Here is a 20,096-nt window from a genome sequence, read left to right on the forward strand (position 1 = left end):
ATGAAAACTGCATGGGAATGATACTGAAGTGACAGGTAAAATAACAGTATAAACAGTGATATATTTGGCTCCGTCCGGTCTCGATATGGCAGTTTTTTACCTTGTTCGAGATCACAAAAAACTATTTTAATTGCATCTTAATCGGGCTGTTTTTGATGAAAGAGAGACTTACCGCACGTAAAGTTTTGCACCTCGTACTGGTATTGGCGCTGTTATTGGCGCTGATGGCCTATCGCACCTGGTTTTCGGCCGATAACAGCGTCTCTGCTGACCAGAAAAAAGATCAGATTTGTGATCTTTCCCACACCCCTTGCAGCGCGCTTATTGGTGACAAGCCGCTGACAGTCGCCATCAAGGAATTACCGCTGCGCGCCGAACATGACTTTGCCATCGCTATTAGCGGCGGCGATCCGGCCATCAAACCGGTGAAAGCGACACTCGAAGGCAAAGATATGTTTATGGGCACCATTCCGGTGAACTTTGAAGAAATAGACGGACTGTGGCAGGGGGTGACCCAGGTGGGGAGTTGTACATCACCCGTCATGATCTGGTTGTTAAATATCGAGTGGAGTAATGGTCAACGCCAGCAATTGGCGCTTTCCGTTGCCCGGGAATAACGGCGCAAGGAGCGGGGAGTGGAAAAAATATTTGAAATTTCCCGGCCAGGCGTTACCTTCCCCAAACCATCAGGGAGTGAAGTTCATTTAATCATGATTGAAAAACAACCGTTTTATCGCACCCTCAACCAGCAGGCCAAGGCGCTGCTGGAGGGGGAAACCGATCTGATTGCCAATCTGGCCAACCTCTCCGCACTGCTGAATCAAGAGCTGGCGGAGATCAACTGGGTCGGTTTTTATCTGTTGCAGGGCGAGACCCTGGTATTGGGGCCATTTCAGGGCAAACCGGCCTGCGTGCGGATCCCGGTCGGCCGTGGGGTGTGTGGTACGGCAGTGGCAGAGGGGAGAACCCAGCTCATTGACGATGTCCACCAGTTCGACGGTCACATCGCTTGCGATGGCGCGAGCAACTCGGAAATCGTGATCCCGGTTCGCCGTGGTGGCGAGATCATCGGGGTGCTCGATATCGACAGTCCGATTTTTAACCGTTTCGACCAGGAAGACCGGATTGGCCTCGAAGAAACGGTGCAAATTTTGGAAAGCATGCTCTAAGTCATTGCTAGATGGTTCGCAAAAGGCCCCAAGCTCTCTATAATGGGGCCTTTGTTGTGCTCGGGACGTGCCCGTGCGTTTATATGAAAGCCAAGGTTATACATGGAAAACACTGAGAAGCTGAAGAACAGTAAAGAGATCGTTGCCTACCTGGTCGAGAAATTCCCGGCCTGCTTCGTTGCTGAAGGAGAGGCCAAGCCGCTCAAGATTGGCATCTTCCAGGATTTGGCCGAGCGTCTTGCTGACGATGCCAGAGTCTCCAAGACCATGCTGCGTTCCGCACTGCGTCAATACACCTCCAGCTGGCGCTACCTGCACGGTCTCAAAGCTGGCCAGGCTCGCGTTGATCTGGATGGCAACCCGGGCGAGCTGCTGACCGAAGAGCACATCGAGCACGCCAAGCAAGCTCTGAAAGAGAGCAAAGAGCGCGTATTCGCCAGCCGTCGTACCAATACCAAAGAGAAGGATGAGAAGGCCAAGAAGCCCCGTCGTCCTGCTGTGCGCAAAACCGAGAAAGCTGATGTAGCTGCCAAGCCGAAAGCTGCCGCCAAGGCACCGGTCGCTGACGCTCCGCTGGTTAAAGTGGATGCCGCTACGCTGAAAGTGGGTCAGGATGTGCGCGTCGTTATGGGTAAATTCCCGGTTCCGGCAACCATCAAGGAAGTAACCAAGGACGATGTACAGGTCCAACTGCAGACCGGCATGATGGTGCGGGTCAAATCAGAGCACTTGGTTCTCTAAGGAGACAAATGTTGAAGCATGGCGTAATTCGTTTTTCCCTCGTTGCCTGTAGCCTGGCGCTTGCCGGGCTTGCACAGGCCATCGAGCCGGTGCTCAAGGAGAGTGATTTGCCTGTGTTGGCTCAAGAGAGCCAACATGCTACGGCCAGCAAGCGAATTACCAATCTGTTTACCCGCTCGCACTACAAACAGTTCAAGCTCGACGATGCCTTTTCCTCCGTGATTTTCGATAAATATCTGGAGAATTTGGACTACAGCCGCAACCTGTTTTTGGCCTCTGATATCAGCCGTTTTGAAAAGTACCGTAACGGTTTTGACACCGACCTCGAAAGAGGCCGTCTGGCTCCCGCCTACGAGATGTTCAACCTGAGTCAGCAGCGGCGTTATGAGCGGTTCGAATACGCCCTCAAACTGCTTGATACTCCTTTCGATTTTACCCAGACCGACAACTATGTGTTTGATCGGGAAGGGGCGGCTTGGCCCAAAGATGAAGCAGAGCTCAACGAGCTGTGGCGTCAGCGGGTCAAGTTCGATGCCCTGAGCCTCAAGCTCAGCGGCAAGGAGTGGCCCGAGATCAAGGAGCTGCTTGGCAAGCGTTACAACAACGCCATCAAGCGGATGTCCCAGACCGAGAGTGAGGATGTCTTCCAGCTCTTCATGAACTCCTTCGCTCGCGCCATCGAACCGCACACCAGTTACCTCTCACCGCGCAGTGCCGATCGTTTCAACACCGAGATGAACCTCTCGCTGGAGGGGATTGGTGCCGTGTTGCAGGCGGAAGATGACTTTACCGTCATCCGTTCTCTGGTGCCTGGTGGCCCGGCTGCCAAATCCAACCACCTCAAACCCGATGACAAGATCACCGGGGTGGGGCAGGAAGATGGCAAGATTGTCGATGTGATCGGCTGGCGTCTTGATGACGTAGTCGAGCTCATCAAGGGGCCCAAAGGGAGCAAGGTCAAGCTGGAGATCCAGCGCGGCAAGGGCGCAACTGCCAAGACCGAGCAGATCGAGCTGACCCGCGACAAGGTGCGCCTTGAAGATCGGGCTGCCAAGTCCAAGGTGATTAACGCCGAAGGCAAGAAGATTGGTGTCATCGAAATCCCGAGTTTTTACGTCAATCTGCACGATGACGTGATCAAGGAGCTCTCGAGCCTCAACAAGAAGAAGATCGATGGCTTGATCATTGATCTGCGCGGTAACGGCGGCGGCGCTCTGACTGAAGCTTCCGCTCTCAGCGGTCTCTTCTTTGCCAGCGGTCCCGTGGTGCAAATTCGTGATCACATGGGCCGTATCACGGTCAATGGCGATGACGATGGCAACGTCTACTACGGCGGCCCGATGTCGGTGATGATCGACCGCTACAGTGCCTCGGCCTCCGAGATCTTCGCTGCCGCCATGCAGGATTATGGCCGAGCGTTGATTCTGGGTGAAAACTCGTTCGGCAAGGGGACGGTGCAGCAGCATCGCAGTCTCGCCAAGGTCTATGACTTCTACGAGCAGCCGCTGGGTCACGTTCAGTACACCATCGCCAAGTTCTACCGGATCGACGGTGGCAGCACCCAGAACAAGGGCGTTGCGCCGGATATCAGCTTCCCGACACCGGTTGCTCCGGAAGAGACGGGCGAAAGCCGTGAGTTCAATGCGTTGCCGTGGGACAAGATTGCCTCCGCCAACTACGAGAAACTCGGCAACTTCGCCAGCCTGCTGCCCAAGTTGCAGGCGGCGCACGATGCCCGGATCGCCAAGGATCCCGAGTTTGCCTATGTGATGCAGGACATCGCCGACTACAAGGAGGAGAAAGACAAGAAGTCGGTCTCCCTCAACGAGGCGGAGCGTGTTGCAGAGCAGGCGAAACAGGATGAGAAAGCGCTCAAACGTACCAACGAGCGTCTGGCACGTCTTGGCAAGCCGGCGGTGAAGAGTCTGGATGAACTGCCCGCTGATTTTGAAGCGCCCGATGAGTATCTCATCGAAGCGGCCAATATCACAGCGGATCTGGTCAAGGTCAGCAAACGCAGCTGACAAGGCGACCTCCAATGCACAAGGGCGACTGCTGTCGCCCTTTCTTTTTGTCTGGCATATCTGACGTAATGCAAATTGTTTGACCCCGCCAGTTGGTTGTGACAGCCTCTTTCTCGCCTTTAACAAGCGTGGAAGCAGACAATAATGACCGATCACTCCCAGGCCATGACGGCCAAATATCGCCAGGATTATCAGGCGCCGCTCTACTGGATCGACACCATCGACCTCGATTTCCAACTGCAGGAGTCGCTGACCCAGGTCACCGCCATCACTCGCATTCGTCGCAACGGCGAGCACAATGCGCCGCTCGTCCTCGATGGTGAGCAGCTGACCCTCAAAAGCGTTGCCATTGATGGCATTCCCTGTGACCACTACGAGCAAGGCGAGAGCAGTCTGACCCTGTTCAACCTGCCGGCCGAATGTGTGCTGACCATTGTCACCCTGTTGGATCCGGCCGCCAACACCGCGCTGGAAGGGCTTTACAAGTCAGGCGATGCCTACTGCACCCAGTGTGAAGCGGAAGGCTTTCGCCGCATAACCTATTATCTGGACCGCCCCGACATTCTGGCGCGTTACAGCACCCGCATTACCGCCGACAAAGCTCAGTTCCCCTTCCTGCTCTCCAACGGCAACAAGGTCGATAGCGGTGATCTGGATGGCGGCCGTCATTTCGTACAGTGGCAGGATCCTTTCCCCAAACCCAGCTACCTGTTTGCGCTGGTGGCCGGTGATTTCGATGTGGAGCGCAGCCACTACACCACCAAGAGCGGCCGCAAGGTGGCCCTCGAGATCTTCGTCGACAAGGGCAACCTCGATCGCGCCGGTTTTGCCATGGAGAGCCTCATCAACTCCATGCGTTGGGACGAGCAGCGTTTTGGCCTCGAGTATGATCTCGACATTTACATGATCGTCGCGGTGGACTTCTTCAACATGGGCGCCATGGAGAACAAGGGGCTCAACATCTTCAACTCCAAGTTCGTGCTGGCCAATCCGGCCACCGCCACCGACAGCGACTACCACGGTATCGAGCGGGTGATCGGTCATGAGTATTTCCACAACTGGACCGGCAACCGCGTCACCTGTCGAGACTGGTTCCAGCTCAGCCTGAAAGAGGGGCTGACAGTGTTCCGGGATCAGGAGTTCTCCTCCGATCTGGGCTCCCGTGGCGTCAACCGCATCAACAACGTGCGTACCGTGCGTGGCCCGCAGTTTGCCGAAGATGCCGGCCCCATGGCACACCCGATCCGCCCGGATGTGGTGATCGAGATGAACAACTTCTACACCCTGACCGTCTACGAGAAGGGGTCGGAAGTGATCCGCATGATGCATACTCTGCTGGGGGAAGATGCCTTTCAGGCCGGTATGCGCCTCTACTTCGAGCGTCACGACGGCTCGGCCGCTACTTGTGATGATTTCGTGCAGGCGATGGAGGATGCTTCCGGTGTCGATCTCGGTCGTTTCCGTCGCTGGTACAGCCAGTCCGGCACCCCCGAGCTGACCGTGACCGACGAGTATGATGCCGCGAGCGGTATCTATCGCCTCCATGTCAGCCAGCATACCCCGCCGACTCAGGATCAACCGCAGAAGCTGCCGCTGCATATCCCCCTCGATATCGAGCTCTATGACGAGCAGGGTGCCGTCATTCCTCTGCAGTATCAGGGCAAGGCCATCGGCAACGTGCTCGATGTGCTGGAAGCGGAGCAGACCTTCGAATTCGATCAAGTGCCCGTCAAACCGGTTCCTTCTCTGCTTCGGGACTTCTCTGCGCCGGTCAAGCTACACTATGACTACAGCGACGAAGCGCTCGCCTTCCTGATGCGCTTTGCCCGCAACGAGTTTGCCCGCTGGGATGCGGCCCAGATGCTGATCAACAAAGCGGTCATCGATGGGGTGGCGCGGGTCCAGCACGGGCAGGGGGTTGAGCTCTCCCAGACCCTGCTGGCCGCCTTCGTCGCCATTCTGGACGACTGTGAACTGGATTTGGCCCTCAAGGCGGAGATCCTGGCGCTGCCCGGTGAAGCGACCCTGGCCGAGCTGTTCGAGGTGGCCGATATCGATGCCATCCATCAGGTGCGCGACGCGATCCACACCCGTCTTGCCGAGGCCTTTGGCGCGCGTTTGGCGGCGACCTATCAGAGTTTGCGTCTGAACGGTTATCAGGTGGTGCATGCCGATATGGCCAAGCGAGCCCTCAAACGGGTCGTGCTCGGCTATCTGGCTGCGTTGGATGCGGAGCATGCTGATGCGCTGGTGCGCGAGCAGTATGCAACTGCCGACAACATGACCGACACCCTGGCGGCACTGCAGGTAGCCAACGGCTATCTGTTGCCATGCCGTGCCGCGCTGCTGGCCGATTTTGAAGGCAAGTGGGCCAAGGATGGACTGGTGCTGGACAACTGGCTGCGGCTGATTGGCAGCAAACCGGCTGCCGATGTGCTTAGCGAAGTGAAACAGGCGATGAATCACCCCACTTTCAGCATTCGCAACCCGAACCGACTGCGGGCGCTGATCGGCAGTTTCGCCATGAGTAATCAGGTGCAGTTCCATGCGGTGGATGGCAGCGGTTACCGCTTCCTGACCGATCTGCTGATCGAGCTCAACGAGGTCAATCCGCAGGTGGCCTCCCGCCTCATCACTCCGCTTATCCAGTTCAAGCGACTGGATGAGGCGCGCAAGGCCCTGATCCGCGCCGAGCTGACCCGTCTTGCCAACCTTGAGGGGCTGGCACGGGATCTGTTCGAGAAGGTCAGCAAGGCGCTGCAGCAGTAAGTATCGACGGGGCAGGGGCGTGAATGCGCCTGCCCCTATTGTGTGATTTGTCGTGTGATCAGGAGCAAGCGTGAAGCAGTTTACTTTTCGGCTCTCATTGAGCAGTGACGAGGTGATGCTGATGTATCAGGGCCATGCCAGACGGCTGGTGGTGCGCAGCGAACAGGGATTGACCCTGGAACTTGGCATAGAAAAAATACGCCCCTTTGTCGCCATCAATGGTGTGCATGGCTATTTTCGGCTCAAAACCCAGGACGATTACCGCTTTATCAACCTCGAACGCATAAATTAACAAAAATCGAACAGATTACCGACTGTTTATCTGCTTTATGTCACTATCTATCCGGTAAACTGGCACAAAGGTAGTGGGAATTTCTGTATTTTTGGTTTTTTACAAAATTTCTCACAGTTTAAGCCGTGATCTGCACCTTGTTTTTAACATCTCGTTAGCACCTTTCCTCGCCTTCCCTTAGCCAAGCCATTACACTTCGCAACAACTCTGCACCAGCGGGTAACCAGGGTGGTTGCCTCTGCGTCGGTGGTTAATGTCGTCCGATAAGGAATATAAAAATGGCATTGAAAGACGCCCCTACCTCAGTTCTGCTCGAAAACGTTCTCAGCCTGATCCATCAGAAGTTGCCCAAAAAAAGTGCCTCTCTGGTCGAGCGCTTCGTTGCCAAGTTCTACGGCAACATGGCGAGCTCCGACCTGCACGATCGCAATGACAGCGATCTCTATGGCGCGGCCCTGAGCCTGTGGAATGCCCTCAATCAGCGCAGCGGTACCGATCCCTACATCCGGGTCTACAATCCCGAGCTGACCCGTCACGGCTGGCAATCGCCCCATACCATCGTCGAGGTTATCCTGCAGGACTCCCCCTTCCTGGTGGACTCCATCCGGATGGCGCTTAAACGGCTCAATATCACCGCCCACATGATGCTGCACCAACCGCTGCACCTCATTCGTGGAGCGGATGGCAAGATTGACGCCATTCTGGAGCTCGACAACACCGACGGACAGACCTCGGTTGAAACGGCATTCCTTATCGAGATCGATCACCTCACCAGCGAGGAGCAGATGGCCGCGCTGGCTGCCGAGCTCAACTCGGTGGCCGGTGAAGTGGCACTGGCAGTCGGCGACTGGCAACCGATGCTGGCCAAGCTCAATGAGATCATCGACGAACTGCCCAAGCGCAAGCACCCGGTCAGCAAGGAGGAGGTGGCCTCCTGCGTTGCTTTCCTCAAATGGGTAGCTGCCCACAACTTTACCCTGATGGGCTATCGTCGTTACGATGTCAAGGCGGTGGAGGGGGATCACGAGATCCTGCCGCAGGCGAGCTCCAGTCTGGGGCTGATGAAGAACTCCATCAAGGAGGTGGGCCAGCGCCTTGGCAACATGCCTGCCAGCGCCCGTCATGCCGCTCTGAGTTCTGACCTGCTGATCCTCACCAAATCCAACAGCAAGTCCCGGGTGCACCGTCCGGCTTATGTGGATTACATCGGCATCAAGCGCTTTGACGAGCATGGCAAGGTGATCGGGGAAGATCGCTTCATCGGCCTCTACGCCTCTTCCATCTACAACACCAGCGCGACCCAGATCCCGCTCATCAGCCATCGTCTCGAGCGCATCATGGCCGCCTCCGGTCACGAGAAGGGCTCCCACGCCTACAAGGCGCTGCTCAACGTGTTGGAAACCTATCCCCGTGACGAACTGATCCAGGCCCGTGAAGAGGAGCTGCTGGCCACCGGTCTTGGGGTGCTGGAGATGCAGGAGCGGGACATGCTGCGGCTGTTCGTGCGCCGGGATGTCTATGGTCGTTTCTTCTCCTGCATGGTCTATGTCACCAAGGAGCGCTACAACACGGCGCTGCGGATCAAAACCCAGCAAATTTTGCAGAAGTATTTCGGCAGCAACGAAGAGGTGGAATTCAACGTCTACTTCACCGAAGGCGTGCTGGCGCGGACCCACTACATAGTGCGGGTCAACAACAACAACGTGGATGTGGATGTGAACGAAGTACAGAACAACCTGATTGAAGCGGCTCGCAGCTGGGACGACAGACTCGACTCCGTGCTGCTCTCCCATTATGGCGAGGCCCGTGGCAACGAGCTGCGCCGCCGTTTCAGTACCGCCTTCCCCCGTGCTTACAAGGAAGATGTGCTGCCTGGCTCTGCCGTGGCCGACATCATGGCGCTCGATAACCTGAGCGAAGCCGAGCCGCTGGGTATGCTGTTCTACCGCGCGCAGGAGGAGGAGAACGATCGTCGGGTACGGCTCAAGCTGTTCCATCGCACCGAACCCATTCACCTCTCCGATGTGTTGCCGATGCTGGAGAACATGGGACTGCGGGTGATCGGCGAGACCCCGTATCAGGTTCGCACTCCGGGGGGCGATCTGTTCTGGATCCTCGACTTCTCCATGTTGCTGCATGGCGAGCAGCCCTTTGATCTGGCCCAGAGCCAGCAGCGCTTCCAGCAGGCGTTTGCCGCTATCTGGAACAAGCAGCTGGAAGATGACGGCTTCAACCGGCTGGTATTGGGGGCGGGTCTCACTGGCCGTCAGGTCTCTGTGCTGCGCGCTTACGCCAAATACATGCGCCAGACTGGCGTCTCCTTCAGCCAGTCCTATATCGAAGAGACTCTGACCCGTTATCCCGATATCGCCCAACTGCTGTTTACCCTGTTTGAGCAGCGCCTCGACCCGGCTGGCAAGCAGCATGCCAAGGCAGAAGCCAAGTTGCATGAGGAGCTTGCCACCAAGCTGGATCAGGTAGCCAACCTGGACGACGATCGCATCATTCGCCGCTATGTGGAGATGATCGACGCTACCTTGCGCACCAACTACTACCAGCTGGACAAGGCGGGCAACATCAAGCCCTACATCTCCTTCAAACTGGCCCCCTCCAGTATCACCGACATGCCGCTGCCGCTGCCGAAATTCGAGATCTTCGTCTACTCGCCGCGAGTGGAAGGGGTACATCTGCGCTGGGGCAAAGTAGCTCGTGGCGGTCTGCGCTGGTCCGATCGCAAAGAGGACTTCCGCACCGAAGTGCTGGGTCTGGTGAAAGCCCAGCAGGTGAAGAACACCGTCATTGTGCCGGTGGGGGCCAAGGGCGGTTTCTACTGCAAACAGATGCCGGTGGGGGCGCCCCGTGCCGTCATCCAGGAGGAGGGTAAGGCCTGTTATCGCCTGTTTATTCGTGGCCTGCTCGATGTGACCGACAACATCATCGGCGGCGAGGTGATCCCGCCCAAATCCGTGGTACGCCACGATGAGGATGACTACTACCTGGTGGTTGCTGCCGACAAGGGGACTGCCACCTTCTCAGATATTGCCAACGAGATCAGCCTCGAATACGGCCACTGGCTCGGCGATGCATTCGCTTCCGGCGGCTCGGTCGGTTACGACCACAAGAAGATGGGCATCACCGCCCGCGGTGCCTGGGAGTCGGTCAAGCGCCACTTCCGTGAAATTGGCGTCAACTGCCAGACCACCGACTTCACTTGCGTGGGGATTGGGGACATGGCCGGCGACGTGTTCGGCAACGGCATGCTGCTCTCCGAGCACACCCGGCTGGTGGGCGCGTTCAACCACATGCACATCTTCGTTGACCCCACTCCGGATGCGGCCAAGAGTTTTGTCGAGCGCCAGCGCCTGTTCGATCTGCCGGGCTCCAGCTGGGATGACTACAACCGCGAGCTGATATCACAAGGGGGCGGCATCTTCCTGCGCTCGGCCAAGTCCATCAAGCTGAGCCCCGAGATGCAGACCCTGCTCGGCACCGACAAGGCCAGCATGGCGCCGAACGAGCTGATCAAGGCACTGCTTTGCCTCAATGTCGACCTGCTGTGGAACGGCGGCATCGGCACCTATGTGAAGAGCGCTCGCGAGAGCGATGGGGAAGTGGGCGATCGCAGCAATGACGCATTGCGGGTCAATGGTCGCGATTTGCGGGCACGTATCGTGGGTGAAGGGGGCAACCTGGGCTTTACCCAGCTTGGTCGGGTGGAGTACGCCAGTCAGGGCGGTCGCATCAATACCGATTTTACCGACAACGTGGGGGGGGTGGATTGCTCCGACAATGAGGTGAACATCAAGATCCTGCTGAACCAATTGGTGGCGGCAGGTGATCTGACCCTCAAGCAACGTAACCAGATGCTCTACGAGATGACCGACGATGTGGCGCAGATCGTGATCACCAACGCCTATCGCCAGTCTCAGTCCATCTCGGTCACCAGCTTCCGCGGCTCTGAACAACTCAAAGAGCAGCAGCGCTTTATTCAGGGACTGGAGCGGGAAGGCAAGCTCGATCGTGCGCTGGAGTCCCTCCCCTCTGACGAGGAGCTCTCCGAACGGATGGCGGCAGGGCAGGGACTGACCCGCCCCGAACTGGCGGTGCTGGTGGCCTACGGCAAGATGGTGCTGAAAGAGCAGCTCAACTGCCCGGAAGTGACCGACGAGCCCTTCCTCGCCAACATGCTGGTCACCAGCTTCCCGGCCAAGGTGCAGCAGCAGTTTGGTGCCCAGCTGGCCGATCACCCGCTACGCGGCGAGATCATCGCTACCCGGGTGGCCAACATGCTGGTTAACGACATGGGGCTCAACTTCGCCAGCCGGATGAAGGACGAGACCGGTGCCTCGGTCGCCGAAGTGGCCTGCTGCTTTGCCATGGCCCGCGAAGTGTTTGGCATGAACCAGCTGTGGCGCGATATCGAAGGGTGCGACAACCTGGTTGATGCCCAGACTCAGCTCGAGCTGATGTTCTACAGCCGCCGCATTGTGCGTCGAGCCACCCGCTGGTTCCTGCGTGCCCGCAATCGCAGCTGGAGTATCAGCGAGAACATCGCCTTCTTCCGTCCGGCGTTCGAGACCTTAGGGAAGCACCTCTACGAGGTGATGGATGAGAGCGAAGTGGCCGAGCATCGTCAGGCTGTTGCCAAGTGGATGGAGAAACAGGTGCCGGAGGCCATTGCCCGTCAGGTCGCCCATATGAGCAGCCTCTTCTCCAGCCTGGATCTGGCGCAGATTGCCGCGGAGCACAAGACCGATATCCTGCGCGCCGCCAATGTTTACTATCGCCTCGGTGCCAAATTGGATCTGCACTGGTTCCTCGACCAGATCAACCATCAGCCGGTCGGCAACCACTGGCAGGCGATGGCGCGAGCCTCCTTCCGCGAAGATCTTGACTGGCAGCAACGCAGTCTCACTTCTGTTGTACTGGAAGGGTGCAAAGATCAGGGAGAATGCGCTACCATACTGGCCGACTGGATTTCGGAGCATGAGCAACTCTTGTCCCGTTGGACCCACATGTTGGCCGACTTCAAGACCACCAGTACTCACGAGTTCGCCAAGTTCTCGGTGGCCTTGCGAGAGTTGAACCTGCTCCAGTTGAATTGTCGGGCACTTTAATTGCCAGATTAAGGCATGACACCGACATTACACCCAAAGCCCCGGCCAGTTGCCGGGGCTTTCTTTAAGGAGCAAAGATGTTGTACCCCATCGCCAGGCATTTCCTGTTCAAACTCAATCCGGAACAGGCTCACGATCTCTCCATGAAATATTTGCCCCGCCTTCTCGGTACGCCACTCGATTGTTTCTTCCGCCAGAATTTGCCGAAACGCCCCGTCACTGTCATGGGGCTTTCTTTTGCCAATCCGGTGGGGTTGGCGGCCGGTCTGGATAAAGATGGTGAGTGCATTGACGCGCTGGGCGCCATGGGATTTGGCTTTATCGAGGTCGGTACCGTCACCCCCAGACCCCAAAGCGGCAATGACAAGCCCCGTTTGTTCCGGGTTATTCCGGCAGAGGGGATCATCAACCGGATGGGATTCAACAACAAAGGGGTTGATCATCTGGTGGCCAAGGTAAAAGAGGCCAAATATCAGGGGGTCATCGGCATTAATATCGGCAAGAACAAAGACACTCCCATCGAACAGGGAAAGGATGATTACCTGATCTGCATGGACAAGGTTTATGATCATGCCGGTTATATTGCCGTCAATATCTCTTCCCCCAACACCCCGGGTTTGCGTTCGCTGCAATATGGCGAGGCGCTGGATGAATTGCTGGCCGCCCTCAAGGTGCGTCAGCAAGAGCTGGCCGCCCAATATAAAAAGTATGTGCCGCTGGCGGTTAAAATTGCCCCGGATTTAAGCCTTGAAGAAATAGATCAGGTGGCCGCTTCGTTGGTACGGAATGGTATTGATGGGGTTATTGCCACCAATACCACCCTCGAGCGCGAGATGATTTATGACATGCCCCACGCCGGTGAAGCGGGTGGCCTGAGTGGTCGTCCGCTGCAGCATAAGAGTACCGAGGTGATCCGTCATCTGGCCAAGGCGCTCAATGGTGCTCTGCCAATTATCGGGGTGGGTGGTATTGATAGTGCCATGGCCGCCCGTGAAAAATTGGCCGCCGGTGCCAGTCTGGTACAAATTTATAGCGGCTTTATTTATAAAGGGCCGGGGCTGGTCAAAGAGATTGTGACCAATATTTAAGAAATAGATGGCGGAGCCCTTTATTTGACGTTGCTGATTTCCTGCATATGGAATAAAGTCAACTGGTAATTATCAAGTAAGGGCTCCAACATGTTTATCCAACCGACCGATAGCTGGCAATGGCACTATGATGCCCAGAGTGACCGTCTGATGTTGGACCTGTCTGATAACATGTTATTTGCGACCGAGTATAAAGGGCGACAATTGGTGCCCAGCTCGTTTGCAACCCAGCCTTTTTGCGTCGATGATGCCGCCCTCTATTACCAGTTGATGGATAAAGCAGCCGAACTTGAGTGGAGTATTCCTCATCAGGTTCAGTTGGTGCTTAATGCCATCGCGGTCAGTCGCTTTTATAAACCACTGATGCCGCAAAGCTGGTTTTTTAGTGAACAGCATCCGCAAGTGATCCCGCAAAATGGTGATCTGGTCCTGATGAATACACCCCATGGTAACGGCGAATTTATGGTCATTGAGGCAGGGGATCAGGCTAGCGTCTGTTTGAACCTCACTGCCGATCTGGTATTGACCACCAGTAAAACCTTGCCGCGTTTCGGGGTGATCAAGGTGATGAATAACCGGATGAAACCGCGTATTACCGTGACCGAGCAATATCGTCAGGTCAGTTGATATCTTTTCATCAATTGTTTTATCTCTGTGATTACACCGCTGCTTGTTTTTACTGTTGTCACCTCAATCGCGCTTCGTTTCTGATACTTCATTGATCCGCTAACATCTTGCCCATTCTCATTGATCTTCATGGTTGTGGCTCGGCCTCTCTTGAGGCTTGTTACATCCACTTGCACCTTGTGTTCTGACCCACGCAGTATCTTGGTATTCCGTGCTGCAAGCATGGTGTCTCCCTCTTGTTTCGTTCTGCTTGCGTAGTGCCTCCACCTCGCTATCAACACATCACTCACTGCTGCGATTTTCTTCATACGACATTTTATGCTTGAAACGAGAGCTATTCTCACTTACATTGTGTTATAACATAACAAAATGGAGTTGCCATGAAGCCTCATATTCATCCTGATTATCGTTTGGTGCTGTTCCATGACACTGCGGCAGATGCCTTTTTCCTGGTCGGTTCAACCATCAAGAGCGATCGCCGCTACACGTGGCAAGACGGGAAGGAGTATCCCTATGTATCGCTCGATGTTTCCAGTCAGTCGCACTCGTTCTATACCGGCAAGCAGAAGCAGGTTTCTAGTGAGGGGAGTGTGGCCCGTTTCAACAAGCGCTTTGGCGCATTTTCAAGCAAGAAGGAGTCCTGAATGCAGGTCGTCTGTTCACTCAAATCCGCACGGGCGCGCCATCCCGATTGTCAGTTGGTGCGCCGCCGCGGCAAATTGTTCGTGATTTGCAAAAGCAATCCCCGTTTCAAGGCTCGTATGAAGTGATCCGCTAAATGATGTCTGGCCCCATGATCTCGCCATCGGGTAGTCATGGGGCCTTTTACCTTTTCGCCGCCTATCAATCTGTTTCCATCCTCCTGTTTGCGCCGACTTTTGCATGCTCCAGCCCGCCTGATGAGGTATAATGCGGCACTATTTTTATGGGTTCCCCGTGAGCGTGATGAAAGAATTTTTTGCAACCTGCCCCAAGGGGCTGGAAAACCTGTTGGCCGACGAGCTGACCACCCTGGGCGCAGAGCAGGTCCGTGAGACCGTGGCTGGCGTCCACTTCAAAGGCGAACTGGCGATTGGCTACAAGGCCTGCCTGTGGAGCCGTTTTGCCTCCCGCATCGTGCTGGTGCTGTCTGAATTCCAGATGAACGACGATCTGGATCTCTATCTGGGCGCCCACACAATCCCCTGGGAAGAGCACTTCTCCGGTACCTCTACCATCGCGGTGGACTTTACCGGTACCAACCCTGCCATTCGCAATACCCAATATGGCGCGCTGAAGATCAAGGATGCCATCGTCGACCGCTTCACCAAGCGCGGTCACGTGCGTCCGGACGTAGACAAGAAGTCGCCGGATATTCGCATCATGGCGCACTTGGGCAAAGGCAAGGCCAATATCACGCTGGACTTGTCAGGCCCGGCGTTGCATCAGCGTTTCTATCGTCAGGGCACCGGTGAAGCTCCGCTCAAAGAGAACCTGGCCTGCGCCATGATTGCCCGTAGCGGTTGGGCCGGTGAGCCCATGATGGACCCGATGTGCGGTTCCGGTACACTGCTGATTGAAGCGGCCTTTATCGCTGCCGACATGGCTCCGGCCCTGCGCCGCGAGCGCTTCGGTTTTGATCGCTGGCTGCAGCATGATAGCGAGCTGTGGCAAAGCCTGATGATGGAAGCACAAGTACGTGCCAAACGTGGCATGCAGCGCTGCGAGGTGAAACTGTTTGGTTGTGACGCCGATTCGCGCGTGCTGCTCAAAGCCCGTGACAACGCCAAAGCAGCGGGTGTCGCTCACCTCATCACCTTCAAGCAGGCCGATGTCACCAAGCTGGAAAATCCGCTGCCGATGCCAGCTGTGGAAGGGGATGCCCGTCAGGTCGGTATGCTGATCTCCAACCCGCCCTACGGCGAACGTCTCGGCGAATTTCCGGCCCTGCTGGAAGTGCATCAAGCCCTCGGCGATGCCCTGCGTCGCAGCTTCCAGGGGTGGAGAGTCTCCATTCTGTCCGCATCACCCGAGCTGCTCAGCTGTCTGCGCCTGCGCGCCGACAAGCAATATCGCCTGTTCAACGGTGCCCTTGAGTGTCAGCTGCGTAACTACCAGATCGCGCTCGATGCCGTCGCCTCGCAAAAAGAGGTGGCGCAGGACTTTGCCAACCGTCTGCGCAAGAATCTGAAAACCCTCGAGAAGTGGGCCAACAAAGAGGGCATCGATTGCTATCGCCTCTATGATGCCGATTTGCCGGAATACAACGCCGCCATCGACCGCTATCAGGACTATCTGGTGGTGCAAGAGTATGCCGCGCCCAAGGACATCCCCGCCCAGAAGACCCGTCAGCGTCTGCTCGACATGGTTCAGGCCGCCATCAAGGTGACCGGCATGGACGGCGAGAAGGTGATCCTGAAGGTGCGCGAGCGTCAGGAAGGCAAACAGCAGTATCAGAAGCTCTCCGAAGAGCAGCACCGGATGGAAGTGCAGGAGTACGGTGCCAGGCTGTGGGTCAACCTCTACGACTATCTGGATACCGGCCTGTTCCTCGACCATCGTCAGACTCGCCGCATGCTGGGTCAGATGGCCAAGGGCAAGCGCTTCCTGAACCTGTTTGCCTATACCGGCAGTGCCACCGTGCACGCAGGTCTTGGCGGTGCCAGCGAGACCACCACAGTGGACATGTCCCACACCTACCTGAACTGGGCGCAGGACAACATGCGTCTCAACTCGCTGGTGGGCCGTCAGCACAAGTTTGTCCAGGCAGATTGCCTGAAGTGGTTGTCTGAAGCCGATGAGCAGTACGACCTCATCTTCATCGATCCGCCCACCTTCTCCAACTCCAAGCGGATGGACGAGAGCTTCGACGTACAGCGCGATCACCTGTTGCTGATGCAGCACCTGAAGCGCCTGCTGGCGGCGGACGGCACTCTGGTGTTCTCCAACAACAAGCGTCACTTCAAGATGGATCTGGCCGGTCTCGAGGCCACTGGTCTCAAGGCCCAGAACATCACCCAGAAGACGCGACCGAAGGATTTCGAGCGCAACCAGCATATCCATAACTGCTGGATCATCACCCATGCGCCGGAGCAAGGCGAGGCGTGATGCTGACCCTGTTTCATACCGACGGTTGCCACCTGTGCGAGCAGGCCTGGGCGCTGGTGGAGGAGGCCGGCCTTGCCGCCGCCACCCGCCAGTGCGACATCATGGACGATGAGCAGTGGTTGGCAGCCTATCGGGTGCGCATTCCGGTGCTGCGTGACGAAGCAGGCCGCGAGCTCGGCTGGCCCTTCACACTGGTCGAGCTCAAAAGCTGGGCCGCCCGTCAGGGGTGAGAGTGATTTGACGATAAAACGGGGGCAGACCCAGTCTGCTGCCCGTTTTTTTCATATGAAATAAGGAACACACATGGCTCTTTTAACATTGCACGGCGCATGTCTGTCGTTCAGTGATTTCCCGCTGCTCGACAATGCCGAATTGACCATCGAGCGGGGCGAGCGCCTCTGTCTGGTTGGCCGCAACGGGGCGGGCAAGTCCACCCTGATGAAGGTTATTGCCAGTGAATTGCCGCTGGACGACGGCCGCCTAGTGCTGCAACAAGATTTGAAAGTAACCCGCCTTGAGCAGGATCCACCGGCCTCCAGCGAGCTGACGGTGTTTGACTATGCCGCCGAAGGACTGGCGGGGGTAGGGGAGCTGCTCAAGCAGTACCACCATATCTCCATGGAGCTGGCGAGCGATCCGTCAGATGCCAACATTCGCAAGATGAGCGAGTTGCAAGAGCAGCTCGACTATCAGAACGGTTGGCAGTTCGAGACCCGCATCAGTCAGGTGTTGACCCTGCTGGGGCTGGATCCTGACGTGACCCTCGACAGCCTCTCCGGCGGCTGGCTGCGCAAAGTGGCGCTGGCCCGTGCGCTGGCTTGCGATCCCGACTTGCTGCTGCTCGATGAGCCGACCAACCACCTGGATATCGAAGCCATCAACTGGCTGGAAGATTTCCTCAAGGATTTTCGCGGCGCCATCGTCTTTATCTCTCACGATCGGGAGTTCATCCACAAGCTGGCGACCCGGATCATCGATCTGGATCGCGGCGCCATCACCTCCTGGCCTGGCAACTATGACGAGTACCTGCAGGGGAAAGAGGAGTGGCTGCGGGTCGAAGAGCTGAAAAATGCCGAGTTCGACCGCAAGTTGGCCCAGGAAGAGGTATGGGTTCGTCAGGGTATCAAGGCTCGCCGTACCCGTAACGAAGGCCGGGTGCGCGCCCTTGAGGCGATGCGGATGGAGCGCTCCCAGCGTCGCGAGTTGCAGGGCAAGGCCAAGCTGCAACTGGACGAGGTAAATCGCTCCGGCAAGCTGGTGTTCGAGACCGAAGGGCTTGGGCTGGACTTTGGCGATCGCACCCTGTTCAAGGGGCTCGATCTGCAAGTGCTGCGCGGTGACAAGATTGCGCTGGTCGGCCCCAATGGTTGCGGTAAATCGACCCTGATCAAGCTGTTGCTGGGTCAGCTTGAGCCAACCCGTGGCACCGTCAAGGGGGGCACCAATCTGGAGGTGGCCTACTTCGATCAGTACCGCGAGCAGCTCGACCCCGAGCAGACAGTGGTGGACAACGTCGGGGAGGGCAAGCAGGAGGTGATGGTGCGTGGCCGCTCCCGTCATATCCTCGGTTACCTGCAGGACTTCCTGTTCGAGCCCAAGCGGGCCCGTACGCCGGTCAAGGCGCTCTCCGGTGGCGAGAAGAACCGGCTGCTGCTGGCCAAGCTGTTCCTCAAGCCCAGCAACCTGCTGATCCTCGATGAACCGACCAACGATCTGGATGTGGAAACCCTGGAGCTGCTGGAAGAGCTGCTTTCCGACTACCCCGGCACCCTGCTGCTGGTCAGTCACGATCGTCGCTTCATCGATAACACAGTGACCGGCTGCTGGCTGTTTGAAGGGGATGGCCGCATCAGCGATTACGTGGGTGGTTACGCCGATATGATGGCGACCCGCGAACAGCAGAATGCCCAGCAACAGGCCAGGAGTGCACCGGTCAAGACGCCCGAGCCGGTCGTTGCCACCGCGCAAGAAGCGCCGAAGAAAAGCAAGAAGCTCTCCTACAAGCTGCAGCTTGAACTGGAAGGGTTGCCCGCTCGTCTCGAACAGCTGGAAGCCGAGTTGGATGAGCTGCAAAGCGAAATCAACCAGCCCGGTTTCTTCTCGTTGCCGGCAGATAAAACCCAGCCGAAACTCGATGCGCTCAATGCCGCTGAAGCCGCGCTGGAGCAGGCATTTGCTCGCTGGGAAGAGCTGGAAGGACTCAAAAATCAGGAGTAAGTTCCCTGTAATGAAAACTTAATCCAGTTCAGTGCCTTGTGTCACATAGCCCGGTTAGGGTGGAAGTTTTTGTTTGACCCAGTGCGCTCGCAGGAGTAAAGATGAAAGCGACCGATGCAGAATTGGTCGCTTTTTTTGTTCCACGAAGAGGGTCGTAGATGATGAAGAGACAGAAGCGGGACCGTCTGGAAAGAGCTCGTGCTCGTGGTTATCAGGCTGGCGTGGTCGGCAAACAGAAAGAAGCGTGTCCGTATCAATGCCTGGATGCCAGAGGGCATTGGCTTGGTGGTTGGCGTGACGCCATGGAAGGGCGGGGCTCAGGCCTCTTCATGAAGTAGCAGGTACTTCATCACTCATTACAAAAGGAAAGGGGCCGTTGTGGCCCCTTTGCGTTAATGCTGTTTTACCACCAATCAGAGAGATCAGAATGCGGTGGTATCTTTGAACAGGCCCACTTTCAGGTCGGTGGCGCTGTAGATCGGACGGCCGTCAACTTCGACCACACCATCAGCAATCCCCATCACCAGCTTGCGGTTGATGACGCGCTTGAAGGTGATCTTGTAGGTCACTTTCTTGGCAGTCGGCAGGATCTGACCGGTGAATTTCACTTCACCTACGCCCAGAGCACGACCCTTGCCGGGGCCACCTTTCCAGCCAAGGAAGAAGCCAACCAGCTGCCACATGGCGTCCAGACCGAGACAGCCAGGCATCACAGGATCACCCGGGAAGTGGCAATCGAAGAACCAGAGATCCGGAGTAATGTCGAGCTCAGCCAGGATCTCGCCCTTGCCGTGTTCGCCGCCGTTGTCATTGATCTTGACGATGCGGTCCATCATCAACATGTTGGGGGCAGGCAGCTGACTGTTACCCTCACCAAACAGTTCGCCACGGCTGCAAGCCAGCAGCTCTTCACGGGTAAAAGAGTTCTTGCCCTGTTCACACAGGGAAAGGCGGGCTTCCATGGT

17 protein-coding genes are annotated in these 20,096 nt (G+C 56.8%); 15 read left to right on the forward strand and 2 right to left on the reverse strand.

Annotated elements, in window-relative coordinates:
* The first annotated feature begins 155 nt into the window (after window positions 1–155).
* From AB5Y97_RS15590 to AB5Y97_RS15630, 9 genes are all read left to right on the forward strand, one after another.
* Window positions 156–617 (forward strand): hypothetical protein, encoded by a 462-nt coding sequence (locus AB5Y97_RS15590; RefSeq protein ID WP_201946592.1) that lies wholly within the window; start codon window positions 156–158, stop codon window positions 615–617.
* A gap of 93 nt (window positions 618–710) precedes the next feature.
* Window positions 711–1,169 (forward strand): GAF domain-containing protein, encoded by a 459-nt coding sequence (locus tag AB5Y97_RS15595; protein ID WP_100653748.1) that lies wholly within the window; start codon window positions 711–713, stop codon window positions 1,167–1,169.
* 102 nt (window positions 1,170–1,271) lie between these two features.
* Entirely contained in the window at window positions 1,272–1,910 is a 639-nt protein-coding gene (gene proQ, locus AB5Y97_RS15600; protein WP_005351923.1) for an RNA chaperone ProQ, read from the forward strand.
* Window positions 1,911–1,918: 8 nt separating this feature from the next.
* Window positions 1,919–3,934: a carboxy terminal-processing peptidase gene (prc, locus tag AB5Y97_RS15605; protein ID WP_005336608.1), complete on the forward strand. Its 2,016-nt coding sequence runs from the start codon at window positions 1,919–1,921 to the stop codon at window positions 3,932–3,934.
* A 144-nt stretch (window positions 3,935–4,078) separates the two neighbouring features.
* On the forward strand, window positions 4,079–6,703 hold the full coding sequence (gene pepN, locus AB5Y97_RS15610) for an aminopeptidase N (RefSeq protein ID WP_368158391.1): 2,625 nt from the start codon (window positions 4,079–4,081) through the stop codon (window positions 6,701–6,703).
* A gap of 70 nt (window positions 6,704–6,773) precedes the next feature.
* Window positions 6,774–6,995, forward strand: coding sequence for a DUF2835 family protein (locus AB5Y97_RS15615; RefSeq protein ID WP_201946516.1), 222 nt, complete (start codon window positions 6,774–6,776; stop codon window positions 6,993–6,995).
* Between the two features lie 278 nt (window positions 6,996–7,273).
* Window positions 7,274–12,112: an NAD-glutamate dehydrogenase gene (locus tag AB5Y97_RS15620; RefSeq protein WP_201946514.1), complete on the forward strand. Its 4,839-nt coding sequence runs from the start codon at window positions 7,274–7,276 to the stop codon at window positions 12,110–12,112.
* 77 nt (window positions 12,113–12,189) lie between these two features.
* Entirely contained in the window at window positions 12,190–13,200 is a 1,011-nt protein-coding gene (pyrD, locus tag AB5Y97_RS15625) for a quinone-dependent dihydroorotate dehydrogenase (protein WP_005336601.1), read from the forward strand.
* A gap of 90 nt (window positions 13,201–13,290) precedes the next feature.
* The gene (locus AB5Y97_RS15630) at window positions 13,291–13,827 is read left to right on the forward strand and encodes a cell division protein ZapC (protein ID WP_005345444.1); all 537 of its coding nucleotides are present in this window, start codon (window positions 13,291–13,293) and stop codon (window positions 13,825–13,827) included.
* On the opposite strand, the gene AB5Y97_RS15635 is transcribed toward AB5Y97_RS15630, so the two are convergent.
* On the reverse strand, window positions 13,815–14,051 hold the full coding sequence (locus AB5Y97_RS15635; RefSeq protein ID WP_234920540.1) for a hypothetical protein: 237 nt from the start codon (window positions 14,049–14,051) through the stop codon (window positions 13,815–13,817). The genes AB5Y97_RS15630 and AB5Y97_RS15635 overlap by 13 nt on opposite strands.
* 156 nt (window positions 14,052–14,207) lie before the next feature.
* On the opposite strand from AB5Y97_RS15635, the gene AB5Y97_RS15640 reads away from it, so the two are divergent.
* The 6 genes from AB5Y97_RS15640 (at window position 14,208) to rmf (ending at window position 19,469) form a co-directional block, all read left to right on the forward strand.
* Entirely contained in the window at window positions 14,208–14,471 is a 264-nt protein-coding gene (locus AB5Y97_RS15640; protein ID WP_005336598.1) for a type B 50S ribosomal protein L31, read from the forward strand.
* Window positions 14,472–14,597, forward strand: a complete 126-nt coding sequence (ykgO, locus tag AB5Y97_RS15645) for a type B 50S ribosomal protein L36 (protein ID WP_005336596.1) — start codon at window positions 14,472–14,474, stop codon at window positions 14,595–14,597.
* A 139-nt stretch (window positions 14,598–14,736) separates the two neighbouring features.
* On the forward strand, window positions 14,737–16,914 hold the full coding sequence (rlmKL, locus tag AB5Y97_RS15650) for a bifunctional 23S rRNA (guanine(2069)-N(7))-methyltransferase RlmK/23S rRNA (guanine(2445)-N(2))-methyltransferase RlmL (RefSeq protein WP_201946510.1): 2,178 nt from the start codon (window positions 14,737–14,739) through the stop codon (window positions 16,912–16,914).
* A complete protein-coding gene (locus AB5Y97_RS15655) occupies window positions 16,914–17,144 on the forward strand; it encodes a glutaredoxin family protein (protein WP_047435069.1) in 231 nt (76 codons plus the stop codon). Before rlmKL ends, AB5Y97_RS15655 begins: the two co-directional genes overlap by 1 nt.
* A 73-nt stretch (window positions 17,145–17,217) precedes the next feature.
* Complete coding sequence (locus AB5Y97_RS15660; protein ID WP_201946509.1) at window positions 17,218–19,131, forward strand: ABC transporter ATP-binding protein; 1,914 nt, start codon at window positions 17,218–17,220, stop codon at window positions 19,129–19,131.
* A 161-nt stretch (window positions 19,132–19,292) separates the two neighbouring features.
* Complete coding sequence (gene rmf / locus AB5Y97_RS15665) at window positions 19,293–19,469, forward strand: ribosome modulation factor (RefSeq protein ID WP_010674759.1); 177 nt, start codon at window positions 19,293–19,295, stop codon at window positions 19,467–19,469.
* Between the two features lie 84 nt (window positions 19,470–19,553).
* Here the strand turns inward: rmf and fabA are convergent, their stop codons facing one another.
* A complete protein-coding gene (gene fabA, locus AB5Y97_RS15670) occupies window positions 19,554–20,093 on the reverse strand; it encodes a 3-hydroxyacyl-[acyl-carrier-protein] dehydratase FabA (protein ID WP_196783564.1) in 540 nt (179 codons plus the stop codon).
* Between the last annotated feature and the right edge of the window lie 3 nt (window positions 20,094–20,096).

The organism is Aeromonas sp. R10-2, from assembly GCF_040908445.1.
GTDB classification, from domain to species: domain Bacteria; phylum Pseudomonadota; class Gammaproteobacteria; order Enterobacterales; family Aeromonadaceae; genus Aeromonas; species Aeromonas veronii.

Excerpts from the sequence above, each read along its gene's own strand:
- fabA (WP_196783564.1), bottom strand. The coding sequence starts at position 20,093 with ATGGAAGCCCGCCTTTCCCTGTGTGAACAGGGCAAGAACTCTTTTACC.
- AB5Y97_RS15640 (WP_005336598.1), top strand. The coding sequence starts at position 14,208 with ATGAAGCCTCATATTCATCCTGATTATCGTTTGGTGCTGTTCCATGAC.
- pepN (WP_368158391.1), top strand. The coding sequence starts at position 4,079 with ATGACCGATCACTCCCAGGCCATGACGGCCAAATATCGCCAGGATTAT.
- proQ (WP_005351923.1), top strand. The coding sequence starts at position 1,272 with ATGGAAAACACTGAGAAGCTGAAGAACAGTAAAGAGATCGTTGCCTAC.
- prc (WP_005336608.1), top strand. The coding sequence starts at position 1,919 with ATGTTGAAGCATGGCGTAATTCGTTTTTCCCTCGTTGCCTGTAGCCTG.
- pyrD (WP_005336601.1), top strand. The coding sequence starts at position 12,190 with ATGTTGTACCCCATCGCCAGGCATTTCCTGTTCAAACTCAATCCGGAA.
- rmf (WP_010674759.1), top strand. The coding sequence starts at position 19,293 with ATGAAGAGACAGAAGCGGGACCGTCTGGAAAGAGCTCGTGCTCGTGGT.
- AB5Y97_RS15660 (WP_201946509.1), top strand. The coding sequence starts at position 17,218 with ATGGCTCTTTTAACATTGCACGGCGCATGTCTGTCGTTCAGTGATTTC.
- AB5Y97_RS15635 (WP_234920540.1), bottom strand. The coding sequence starts at position 14,051 with ATGCTTGCAGCACGGAATACCAAGATACTGCGTGGGTCAGAACACAAG.
- rlmKL (WP_201946510.1), top strand. The coding sequence starts at position 14,737 with ATGCGGCACTATTTTTATGGGTTCCCCGTGAGCGTGATGAAAGAATTT.
- AB5Y97_RS15590 (WP_201946592.1), top strand. The coding sequence starts at position 156 with ATGAAAGAGAGACTTACCGCACGTAAAGTTTTGCACCTCGTACTGGTA.
- AB5Y97_RS15630 (WP_005345444.1), top strand. The coding sequence starts at position 13,291 with ATGTTTATCCAACCGACCGATAGCTGGCAATGGCACTATGATGCCCAG.
- AB5Y97_RS15620 (WP_201946514.1), top strand. The coding sequence starts at position 7,274 with ATGGCATTGAAAGACGCCCCTACCTCAGTTCTGCTCGAAAACGTTCTC.
- ykgO (WP_005336596.1), top strand. The coding sequence starts at position 14,472 with ATGCAGGTCGTCTGTTCACTCAAATCCGCACGGGCGCGCCATCCCGAT.
- AB5Y97_RS15595 (WP_100653748.1), top strand. The coding sequence starts at position 711 with ATGATTGAAAAACAACCGTTTTATCGCACCCTCAACCAGCAGGCCAAG.
- AB5Y97_RS15655 (WP_047435069.1), top strand. The coding sequence starts at position 16,914 with ATGCTGACCCTGTTTCATACCGACGGTTGCCACCTGTGCGAGCAGGCC.